At 50.1% G+C, this 11,406-nt stretch carries 9 protein-coding genes; 3 read left to right on the forward strand and 6 right to left on the reverse strand.

Going from position 1 to position 11,406, the window contains the following annotated elements; all coding sequences use genetic code 11:
* The first annotated feature begins 40 nt into the window (after positions 1–40).
* The 3 genes from Enr17x_RS09975 to Enr17x_RS09985 are packed head-to-tail and all read left to right on the forward strand — an operon-like array spanning position 41 to position 4,093.
* Positions 41–1,720, forward strand: a complete 1,680-nt coding sequence (locus Enr17x_RS09975; RefSeq protein WP_198001079.1) for a DUF1549 domain-containing protein — start codon at positions 41–43, stop codon at positions 1,718–1,720.
* A 43-nt stretch (positions 1,721–1,763) separates the two neighbouring features.
* Complete coding sequence (locus Enr17x_RS09980; protein ID WP_145308275.1) at positions 1,764–3,023, forward strand: DUF1501 domain-containing protein; 1,260 nt, start codon at positions 1,764–1,766, stop codon at positions 3,021–3,023.
* Positions 3,020–4,093, forward strand: a complete 1,074-nt coding sequence (locus Enr17x_RS09985; RefSeq protein ID WP_145308277.1) for a WD40 repeat domain-containing protein — start codon at positions 3,020–3,022, stop codon at positions 4,091–4,093. Before Enr17x_RS09980 ends, Enr17x_RS09985 begins: the two co-directional genes overlap by 4 nt.
* Before the next feature lie 57 nt (positions 4,094–4,150).
* On the opposite strand, the gene Enr17x_RS09990 is transcribed toward Enr17x_RS09985, so the two are convergent.
* The 6 genes from Enr17x_RS09990 to Enr17x_RS10015 form a co-directional block, all read right to left on the reverse strand.
* On the reverse strand, positions 4,151–5,887 hold the full coding sequence (locus Enr17x_RS09990) for a glycosyltransferase family 4 protein (protein ID WP_145308279.1): 1,737 nt from the start codon (positions 5,885–5,887) through the stop codon (positions 4,151–4,153).
* 97 nt (positions 5,888–5,984) lie between these two features.
* Positions 5,985–6,728 (reverse strand): hypothetical protein, encoded by a 744-nt coding sequence (locus tag Enr17x_RS09995; RefSeq protein ID WP_145308281.1) that lies wholly within the window; start codon positions 6,726–6,728, stop codon positions 5,985–5,987.
* 115 nt (positions 6,729–6,843) lie between these two features.
* Positions 6,844–7,884 carry a glycosyltransferase family 9 protein gene (locus tag Enr17x_RS10000; RefSeq protein WP_232101008.1) on the reverse strand — a complete coding sequence of 347 codons (1,041 nt, stop codon included), beginning with the start codon at positions 7,882–7,884 and terminating at the stop codon, positions 6,844–6,846.
* A gap of 347 nt (positions 7,885–8,231) precedes the next feature.
* A complete protein-coding gene (locus Enr17x_RS10005) occupies positions 8,232–9,638 on the reverse strand; it encodes a leucine-rich repeat domain-containing protein (RefSeq protein ID WP_198001080.1) in 1,407 nt (468 codons plus the stop codon).
* A 198-nt stretch (positions 9,639–9,836) separates the two neighbouring features.
* Positions 9,837–10,748 carry a family 16 glycoside hydrolase gene (locus tag Enr17x_RS10010; RefSeq protein WP_145308287.1) on the reverse strand — a complete coding sequence of 304 codons (912 nt, stop codon included), beginning with the start codon at positions 10,746–10,748 and terminating at the stop codon, positions 9,837–9,839.
* Positions 10,749–10,785: 37 nt separating this feature from the next.
* The gene (locus Enr17x_RS10015) at positions 10,786–11,313 is read right to left on the reverse strand and encodes a hypothetical protein (protein WP_145308289.1); all 528 of its coding nucleotides are present in this window, start codon (positions 11,311–11,313) and stop codon (positions 10,786–10,788) included.
* Positions 11,314–11,406 lie beyond the last annotated feature (93 nt).

The following is an 11,406-nucleotide window of genomic DNA, read 5'->3' on the forward strand; positions in this document are numbered from 1 at the left end:
GGTCCCTACTTGCTTAACCCTACCTAAACTGCGTGACCTTATGAGATTACGTTCCATCCCACAACTGGTTTTCTGCAAGGTCATCCTTGTTGCCGGATCGGTTTCCGCTTTCTCTGCCGAAGTACCACTACATCAACAGATCGATTCTTTGATTGGCGGGGGGAATCAGCAGTTCGAAAAAGAGGCAGCACCTCTCGCAGACGATGCCACGTTTTTGCGGCGGGTCAGACTCGATCTCACCGGAACCATTCCGACCGTTGAAGAAGTACAAGCTTTTTTAGCCGACACAACACCGGAAAAACGGACGTTGTTAGTCGATCGGCTACTGGCATCACCCGAACATGCGCGGCGGATGCAATATGTGTTCGACACGATGCTAATGGAACGCCGTCGCGACAAACATGTGCCTGCCGCTGAGTGGCGGAACTATCTGCGAAAATCATTTTTGGAAAACAAACCCTGGGACACGCTGGTTCAGGAAATGCTAACGGTTGACGGCACCGATGAGAAAACACGACCGGCGGCCAAGTTTCTGCTTGATCGGGAATTGAAAGCCGAAGTCGTGACCCGCGATCTGGGGCGGCTGTTTCTGGGGCGCGATCTGGAATGTGCGCAGTGTCATAATCATCCGAATGTGAATGATTATCTGCAGCGGCACTATCACGGCTTGAATGCCTTTTTGAGCCGCAGTTATCTCTTCAAAGATCCCAAGACAAAGAAAATGACGATCGGCGAAAAAGCCGAAGGGCTGGTGACCTTTACCTCGGTGTTTACAAACGAAGAAGGAAAGACGGCGCCGCGGATGCTGGACCTGCCGGAAATTCCTGACCCGGAGAAAAAGAAAGTACTCTACAAAGTCAAACCGGCCAAAAATGTACGTTCGGTGCCCGTTTACAGTCGCCGTTTGCAGTTAGCCGATGCGATGACGAACCCGGCCAATCTCGCTTTTCAGCAGAACATTGTGAACCGCTTGTGGGCGATGATGATGGGGCGCGGCTTTGTGGAACCGCTCGATATGTGGCACGCCGACAATCCCCCCTCGCACCCCAAGGTATTGGCTCTGCTGACAAAAGCATTTCAGGAACACGACAGTGACATGCGATTCCTGTTGCGTGAACTGGCACTGTCAAAAACCTATCAGCGCAGCAGTCATGTTTCTGCAGACGCGGAATTTCCTGAAGAAGTCAATTTTGGCGTGGGGTTGTTAAAACCGCTCTCTCCTGAGCAGCTCGCCTGGGCGATGATGCAGGCCACCGGTGTGACCGAGAAAACGCTGGCCAGCGTGAAAGCAAAGCAGGTCAAAGAGGACGCCAAAAAAGGGACAAAGCAAGCAGACGATCCACAGTGGCAGGAAGAAAAACTGCACGAGGCATTAAAAGGAAATGTGACTTCCTTCGTCACCACGTTTGGGAAGGTGGGCGCACAATCTTCGCGTTTTGACGCTTCGGCGAATCAGGCTTTATTCCTGTTAAACGGGCCGCTGGTGCAATCCTGGTTAACGCCCTCCGGTACGAACTTAACGGCCCGACTGAAGAAACTGAAAACAGCGCCCGAAATTGCGGAAGCTCTGTATCTCGCCGTCTTTTCGCGTTTACCCGAGCAGACAGAAATCGAACAGGTGGCGGCGTACCTGAAAGTCAGCCAGGATCAACCTGATCAGGGTTTACCCCAACTGGTCTGGGCGGCGTTGTCGTCCGATGAATTCCGCTTTAATCATTAAGACTTTTCAATGTGTTCCTGCTTGACAGGCAGAAGGACTGACAATGCGACGAAATCAAGGATGCAATCCACTGGATCATCAAGTGGCCCGGCGGCAGTTTTTAGCGGGGGCCGCCGGCGGTGCGATCAGTTTGGGATTGTCTGGCGCACCCGCCATTGCCGAACAGGTACAAGGCCAGCATAAACGCATCCTGCAGGTGTATCTGCAGGGGGGCGTCAGCCAGCTGGAATCGTGGGACCCCAAACCGGGAACCGAGTTCGGCGGACCGTTTCGGGCAATTCCGACGTCGGTGCCGGGCATGCATATTTCCGAACTCCTGCCTTACACGGCGCAACGGATGCATCTGCTCTCGATCGTGCGCAGTATCAATTTGAAAACGAATGATCATAGCCAGGGTCGCCTGTTTATGGAAAAGGGCCGACGGGCCGGCGAGTATCCCTATATCGGTTCGATTGCCTCAAAATATCTGGCACCAGAGAACAGCGAATTGCCCGGTTATATCCATATCTCGACACGCGGACTCAATGACAGCACGTCTGCGTTTCTGGGCGCACAACACGGGCAATTGAAATTTGAAGGCGTCAAACCACCGAAAAACTTAGGCTTGCCCAAAGGGCTGGATCAAACGGCGGCGGCACGCCGAATTCAGCTGAGGCAGCAGTTCAACAAACAGTTCGGCCGCGGGCGTCCGAAATCGATGACGGAATCGTTTGATGTGTCGTTTCAGCAGGCAGCCAAGCTGATGGCCCGGAAAACATTTTTCGAGAAAACGCCCGATGGAAAAGATCTCGAACGCTATGGCAAACACGATTTCGGGCGGAACTGTCTGTTGGCACGCACGCTGCTTGAAAACAATGCGACCTGTGTGAAAGTCACGCATCATGGCTACGATTCCCATGCAGAGAATTTCAATTTTCATCTAGAGCAACTAGGCGAATTCGACAAAACGTTTGCGATGCTGATCGACGATCTGCATGAACGAGGCATGCTGGAAAGCACGCTGGTGATGGTCTATTCGGAATTCGGTCGTACTCCCAAAATCAATGTCCGCTATGGACGAGATCATTGGGGCACGGCATGGTCGATTGCATTAGGCGGCTGTGGCATTCAGCCGGGCGCGATCATCGGAAAAACCAACGAGAAGGGGACCGCGGTCGCCGATCGCGAAGTGGATGCCGGCCATCTGTTCCATACCTACCTGCAGGCACTCGGCATTGATTCCACGAACGACCACGAGATCGCCGGCCGATCGATTCCCATCGGCGACCCGACTGCCGATGCCATCAAGGAGTTGTTAGGATGAACGCGAAACAGAAAAACAAAACCGAAGTGCTTATCGCTCCTAAGCCCGACTCCGCTTATTATGCGATAGATCCGACCAAAACCCACGAGGTGGCGCAGTTCAAGCATTCGTTCCCGCTGACCTCTTGCCGCGTCGATCCCACGGGCCGGTATTTCGTTGCCGGTGCACAAGATCTGGATATTCAGGTTTGGGATCTCGCGACACAAGCGCAGCGGACCTTAAAAGGGCATACCAGTTGGGTGCGGTCGTTTGATTTCTCATCTGATGGGAATACGCTTTTTTCTGCCTGCTGGGGCGGTGATATCAAAGTCTGGAACATGACCGAAGCTGAGCCGAAGCCGACAATGACCATTCCCGCTCACAAAGGGTCGGCGCGCTGGGTGCGGGTTTCTCCCGATCAGACAAAACTGGTGACCTGCGGCAACGATCTGCTGGTGAAGGTCTGGAAGATCGAAGATGGTAGTCTATTGCATACGTTCTCAGGCCATGAGCGGCACGTTTATGCGGCGGACTTTCATCCGGACGGACAACATCTGGTGTCTCAAGATTTGATGGGCGTGATGAAAGTCTGGGATCTCAAAGCGGACAAAGCAGTGCGCAGCATCGATGCGAGTGTGATGACTGGCTACGATAAGAAATTCGCCGCTGATATGGGCGGCGCCCGCGACCTGCAATTCAGCCCGGATGGCAGCGAACTGGCGAGTGCGGGCATTACCAAAGTGGTGAACTCGTTCGCCGGCGTGCAGGATCCGATCATCATGCTGTTCGACTGGAAAACGGGTAAAGAAACTGCCCAGCTCAAACCGGAAAAAACGTTTCAGGGCATCGCCTGGGGCGTTCGCTTTCATCCAGACGGTTTCCTGATCGGTGCCGGTGCAGACCGCAGCGGCAAAGGAGAATTGTGGTTCCGCAAGCCGGGCGAAGCCGAATTCTTCCACACCATGAAACTCGCCAAGGCAGCCCGCGGCCTCGATCTGTTTTCTGATGGTCGTCACCTGGCAATCGCCCACGCAGACGGCACCGCCCGCGTCTATCGCATGTCGGCTGCAGCCGAAAAAACCAAAGTGTAAAGTCGGAGTCCATGTGCAAGTGAGACGTTCACTCACTGCTTGCATTTGGCTTGAGAGCTAAGAAATTAACGTGGTTGTACGTGATTCTTTCAGTTTCTTGGCAAGCAGGGATTCGTATTTTTTTACCATCAGTACGGCATCAAATTCATTAAATGCCACTTCCTGGGCTCGTTGTCTTATGTGGCTTCTCTGGATCGCGTTTTTGACTCCGGCTGCTAATTGAGCTGGTGTGGGATCGTGTGGAAGACGTTTGACAAGTGGTCCATATTTCTCTTCGAGTTCTGGTATAAAACCGACGGGCGTCGAGACGACCGGGCACCCAGCGAACCAGGCTTCTGCAACAGAGAGCGGGCCCCCTTCTGAGGGGGATGCTGACATGAGACAATCCAGTCCGGCCAGGACAGATCCGATCTCTTCAGTACGTGGCAGAATAGAACAGTGGACGCCACAGAGCTCCTTCACTCGGCTGATGACATGAGCCTGATGAATGCCTTCTCCAACATAAACGGCATGATGGTTGTTTCCTGATTCGCAGACAGCATAGGCAGCCGCGAAAACATTTTTCTCTTTTGCGAATCTGCCGATATAGCCGACGGCAATTGTTTCTGGATTAATCCCCCAGGATCTTCGAATTTCATCACGGCCCAATAACGGTTGGCAGTGAGTAGAATCGACGCCGTTATAGATAACCTCGACCTGTTCTCTTACCTCTTTGGGGAATGCCTGGATTCCCGCTTTCGAGACGCTGACCAGGATCGATTCTTCGGCATAATCGAGGCTGGTTTGAATGTTTTTTCTGGTCCACTCATTTTGTCCATGAGCGACGACCAGCATCGGTCTTTTTTTCCAGTCTGTAAGATTCAGCTCTTTGACGGGAGTCGTGTATCCCCATAAATTAACGATGTCTGACTGATCAACGATCCATTGACTGGCATTACCAACGATGGTGACAAGACCTTGAAAATCGGGATGATCCATTGATGAATAAATGGGACAATGCTCTAAAATGAGCCTGGCGGTTTCCGGGTCAAAAGCAAACGCATTTCGGACGGCGATGCCCGTCCATTGTAGATTATGCTCGCAATGTGCATTCATCATTGTGAGCAGACTTCGAGTCACCCCACCCATTGACATTGATGGAATACAGAACCCGAGTTTGATTTTATTATGATTGAACAGATCATTGTTTAACTGTGTGTCAGAATTACTATCGGGACAATTTGCCGAAATGATGTTTTCAGTTCGAGTTGAATAGTAAATTTCGCCATTCCTGATGATGAGCATGAGATGATCATCCAGGCTGATTTCAGAATTCGGGTCATTCTCGATCAGTGAAAAAAGATGAGAATTTGCTAATAAAACGTTTTTTTCCCGGGAGTTACTTTGGGGAACTGAATAGACGACGTTGAAATAACAGGTCCGTTGCCAACGCTCGATGTGATATTTGATTATTTCGATGTCTGGAGCATCGAAGTCAGCACGTATTTCCAGCAGGCAGTTTGTTTCTTCCAGCATCTCAGGAAGTGAAGTATCGTCTGGGAGTTGGTCCGCTTCAATAACGATTCGTAGTTCGGTTTTGCTCCAGAAATGCCTGCAGGCGTGGATCAGATCTTGTAAATTCGGATCATTTAGTGTTTGTGTTTTGATAATGGAAATACAGTCCGGATTGAGTTTACGCGCCCATCGTTCAATGGTCTGTAACGTCTGATCGACTTCTGAAGACTGGTCGTTTTGCGTATTGTTTTCCTGGGCGGATGCGATTTGTATTTCCAGATGGGAACAGTCTATTTTCATCTACTGAAATCCTTACTTTCTCTTTGATGCCAGAGCGTGTTCCCGTTCACTATTGAGTTTGTCACACGCTGGCTTTTTATTTCATGGTGTCGTTTTATTATGCTGGCTTCGTTTTCGGATGTGTGTTATCAGGTGAAATGGAAACCTGGTCTAAAAATTGATGCGCCATTCGTTTGCCGCTGGCTGTGGCGCGAGGATAAATTGTAGAGAATTCCCCTATATGTTGGGCGAGACTGGGGAAGTGGACGTAATAAGGTAGCTGATGGCGTTCACACCAATAGCCGACAACGGAATCAATATTGTGTAATCCTTCTGCCGGTCCAAAGTCGCGGTGATTTAGTACCAGCGGATCACTTAAAATGGATCGGGCTGATGGGTTGGAAAACACATAGGCTAAAGCGCCCCAGCTGGACCAGCCTCGATCCTCACGGAGAAACCCTGAGTTCGTTGTTTGCTGGTAATGGCTGGGACAATAAATTGAGACGACTCCTACCTGGTCTGCAGGCCACAGATTGAGTTCGAGATAATCTCTTAAGTTTTTTGAAAACAGGACATCATCCTGGCAGATCATAAACGCCTCTGCGCGGGGGGTGCGAAGTACGAGTTCTGTTAAGGCCAGATACCAGTTCGGAAAAGCACCCAGAACTTCATCTCTCTCTGAGAGGGGAAGCGTTTGATATTCAGGGGGAATCTCTGTTCCTGGTTCTGCAAAAAGTCGAGGCGACTCCCAGCCAGCAGCTTTCAGACTGTTGAGCGTCATTGATAGCGTATTTTGTTTACGTGGCGCAGTTGTGATGCCGACGGACCAGTTGTTTATGTTTCGCGTACTATCATTCTGCATTGATTTACTGACCTCCTGTAACTGAAATCGTTCGAAAGAAATGGGATAAATACTGTTTTGTCCTTGTTCCCCTCAGTCCAGAGCGGCGAAGCAATCAAGACGGAGGCATCAGAGATTAGTTGATTGCTCCGACAAGCTGTTTCGTTCTGATCGGTGCCGACTGAGATCGCGTTTGTGTTAAGGATGAGCTGTTGTATTTGAGTGCGCCTCCCTCGTAGTACATTTCAATGCGACGAATCACATCTTGAGGCGTAATCATATTCATGCACTTGGGTATCTGCAGGTTTTGATCTACCTGGATCGGTAAGTCGCACAGATCCTGGTCTTTGCTGTCATTGTCTCCCACCGGTTGGCAGCGGGATTTCCAGCAGCCGCCGCTTTCACAACAGGGAAGGGCACCATTGGTACTGATAAATTGATGATGGGGATAAGCTTCCCATTGCGCCGGTTCTCTGCCACCTGCTAAAACGACTGCGGCGCGGTTTTGAGGTTTGTTCGGCTTGGTTTCTACGGCTGCTGCCAGATGCATGGCGAAGGTGACCGGGCAGACGACTCCATCGGCGTGATGCATGAGTCTGATGAACTGACGCGTGTCGGTTTTGCCGATCAGATTCAAAACTCCTTTTAATGGAGGGTGGAAATGTTTTTTTTCGCCACATTGAACGAACAGAATCTGGCCGGCAAAGTGATCAACAACATCCTGGTAAAATCGAGGGTTCCACCATTTGGCGGTGAAATCATATTTACCCCCCGCCATCATGATCCAGAAATTGCCTTTGAAACCTGTTTCTGCAACCTGTGATGTCCAGTTCTTTTCCTGCTCAGAAAGATGGATATCTCCATAAAATCGGGTGACCGGTATTTTCAGTTTCAATTTCTGTTCCAGAAACTGTGCAAAACCATGGACGAAATGATGAGGTGTTGTATTTGATTGATTGATTAAGGGGTAATGAGTCTGGATGATTTCAACGTCGGGGTCATTCTCTTTGAGCGGGGTCAGATAGGGATTGTTCTCCCATAGCTGGCTCACCGGAGTGCGCACATCCGTGAGAAACTGACCGGGACAGGCCAGATGCAGATCACGGACAGCCGCGGTGAGCATCACAATATCGCCGGGGCTTAATGAATTTTTGAAAATCAATTTGCGTGGTTTCATGATCATTCCCTGTGATAGAGTTGGCTGTTGGAACTATGAGCGGAGAAACAGGTTCGGTTCATGCATGCGGATAGCGAAATCAGGTTGCTTGCGACTCTGAGTAGATCCATCACGCTCGCTGACAGCGCAACAAAATCAGGTCTCAATGCTCTGTTCGATCTGGTTTGCACGAAACTCAAACGATGGATGAAATTCGATACGAGGACTGTATCTTAGAAAGGGACTTCAGCGAGAAAAGAGCGATCTCTTTTTAACCTGCTACAGACGTGTGCTCAAATCAACCCTATGTCAGGTTGCGCGATTCCCTGGTCTGCGAAATTCGAAAGATGAAGCAGGGGGGAGGAATCTCAGGGGATTTCCTTCATATGAACTCCAAATTCGCCTACTCGACGGGAGACTGGAAACATTTCCTCAACTTTTTTCAAATTGGGACGTTGAACGAGAACGTCCTGCCAGCGTTTTGAGACATCAGGACTTCCGAACGTCAGATCGACTTCACGCAAAGATTTGATCTGCGCCAGAGGCTGCAAGTCGAGTTTTTCAGAATTAATGTGACCCATATCAAGCATTTCTAAATGGGGCAGTTTTGTCAGGGGGGCCAGTCCGTTCCCGGTAATGAAATCCGAATGAGCGGGATTTCCCAAAAGTAGTAAACGCAGTTGCTGGAGTGGCTCTAAACGTGTCAGGCCTGCATTTGAGATATTCGTAAACTTCAGATCAAGTTCTGTCAAATTCTTTACTTGGACCAAGGCTTCGAGTCCCGTATCGGTGATTGAGGAACCTCGTAAGGAGAGTGCTTCCAAACCTGGCAAGTTGGGCAGGGTCATGAGAAGTGCGTCGTTGACTGTCGGTGAGGCGAGATTTAGTATGGCTAGAGCAGGTAACTGGTTCAAATATTTCAATGTCGCGCTCGCTTCCGAGCTTCCAGAAAATCCCAATTCACGTAATTCAGAAAAGTTTGTAAAATGACTTAAACCGGACCCCGTCATCTGGTCACTGTGGATTACCAGTCGTTCCAGCTGGTTTAATTCTGCCAGGTGCTTCAGGCCTGTATCGGAGAATGTTCCCTCAAGCATCAGGTATTTTAGATTTTTCAGTTTTCCCAATGGCTTCAAGCATTCATTTGTCAGGGGCCCGCGCAGTTCCAGCACACGGAGTTGAGTGCAGTTGCCAATCAACTCGCAGGCGCGCGGATTGAGCTCGCTGCTGTGAAGTACCAGCCGGCGTAGTCCCGGAAGTTCGGCAAGGACTTCGAGTCCCTTGTCTGAGATCTGACTTTTTCTGTCCCAGATTCTGAAGATCTGAAGATCTTTGAGATGAGTCAGCCCTTTCAGGCCAATGATATGTTCGTCTGTGATATAACTGCTTCGTGCCCTCAACGTTTCCAGGCCAGAAATCTGACCAATTTGTTTCCAGCCAGCCGGACTGAAAGGGCCATTTCCTATCCAGAACGATCTCAGCCCCTCCACTTGGGAAAGTAAGGGCAAGTCCTCTTCTGGACAGGTTTCAAATGTGTCATCGAATCGGTAGCCACCCCCCTTTTCAGGTGGAATGGGATAAACGCCTTTTCTGAGAAGATAATTCAGGTCTGACTCATCCGGTTTCCTCTTGCCGTAGTCAGCAGGCACAGACGAAAATCCACGGTTTTCATTTTCCTCTGTTGAAAGCGAAGCGGACTGTTGCGGCAATTGACTCTCACTGCAGCCAGCCAGACTGAGCAGACAGATCAACAAAAAAGGAATCGAAAAATGCATCGTTTCAACCTCAACCAGAGCCCATAATAGATTAGCATTACTGAAATACCTTACCCTTCTGTACAGTATAGGTGGTTGGGGAAGCAAACGAAACAGAAAATCGGTTCGCTCCCTGCCAAAAAGGCGAAAACCTGAAGCCATCGCTTCATGGCTTCAGGTTTGGGTTTGAGGTTTGTCGAACTCTTGGTTCAGTCAGATCTAGCTCCGAGTCAGGCAGCCAGATTCCCGTTGCCAGGTATCGACAAAAGTCCCTCCTGATCTGGGTAACCAAGTCGGATCAATCGTGATGCCTTTGAATTGCACTTTCGTGTCATGTTCCTGTAGAAAGATGGGCCCTCGGGCTTTGCACCAGCCTTTTTGGTCCTCTTCAGTGTCGTACACGGTATCGCAAACAAGGTCCGCCGTTTCATTGTAGCTGGCTGCTGGATTGTTTGGTACATTCCTGGGGTTTAGTCCAATACGATGTTGGACGGTTTGTGTTGCTCCTGCGCCAGTGATTTTAACAGTGATTGTGGCACATTTTTTCTTGACCCATTTCCATTCACTTATTTCATTTTCCGTTACCTCTTCCCAATTATAGCGTGCCGCCATGAAACCGATCTCCATATGATTCCAGGCACCGCCGGGAACAAAATATTCTCCGTCCTCATTCGATGCAGCCTGGACCGGGTTCGAGTCAGGCGCGCGGTATTTGTAGAGTGCGCCACAAATTTCGTAGGTATTGACAGGCTTAGTCCCACCCATATGACAATTGTTGAGGTCTGTAATACCACCTCCCATGTCAGTTGCGCCGTGGCTGTCCAGAATCTGCACTTCATAGCCATTGAGGCTGAAAATTTTGACTCCACTGTTCCCCCAGTTTTCTGGTCCTAATAAAGCATTACTGCAGTCCTTCCATTTGCTTCGCATGTTAGGACAGCAGAAGTAGAATTGCAGATTGAAATCGGTATAAAGACATTTTGTTTTAATAGTATTCGAATTGCGTGTAGATCCTGTAGGGGGACTGAGCAATGTTGTAGCAGTTGGAACGACTTCCCAGATAGTTCCGCCTGATTTCGAAGTCCAGTTCCAGGCCGTTCCGTCTTTCCTTTCCCAATAGGACGTCGTCATCAAACTCCGTGACGCATAACATCCGGAATCCTGTTCATTATCTTCGGGGCAATTGCAGGTCGGACTGGAAGACGAACTGCTGCTGGAGGACGAAGAGGGAGTGGGAGAGGACGAACTGGAAGAGACCAGGGGAGAACTGGAAGAGGAATAAGAGCTGGATGAGGAGTTTGAGCTCGACGGTGAAGAAGAGCTTGACGGCGAAGAAGAACTCGACGGTGAAGAAGAGCTCGACGGCGAAGAAGAACTCGACGGCGAAGAAGAACTCGACGGTGAAGAAGAGCTCGACGGTGAAGAAGAGCTCGACGGTGAAGAAGAGCTCGACGGCGAAGAAGAACTCGACGGTGAAGAAGAGCTCGACGGTGAAGAAGAGCTCGACGGTGAAGAAGAGCTCGACGGTGAAGAAGAACTCGACGGTGAAGAAGAGCTCGATGGTGAAGAAGAACTCGACGACGAAGAAGAGCTCGAGGGTGAAGAAGAACTCGATGGCGAAGCAGAACTTGATGGTGAAGCAGAGCTCGACGGTGATGGAGAGGGGGAAGAACAGTCTCCTGAGGAACCAGAGCATCCCGAGGAGCCGGAACTGCCCAGACCGGCCAGCATCGACATACCAGCAGCGCTTAATTCAGGAGCAATATAAAATGACCTCTGTTTGGCCTCA

It is taken from the genome of Gimesia fumaroli, assembly GCF_007754425.1.
GTDB classification, from domain to species: domain Bacteria; phylum Planctomycetota; class Planctomycetia; order Planctomycetales; family Planctomycetaceae; genus Gimesia; species Gimesia fumaroli.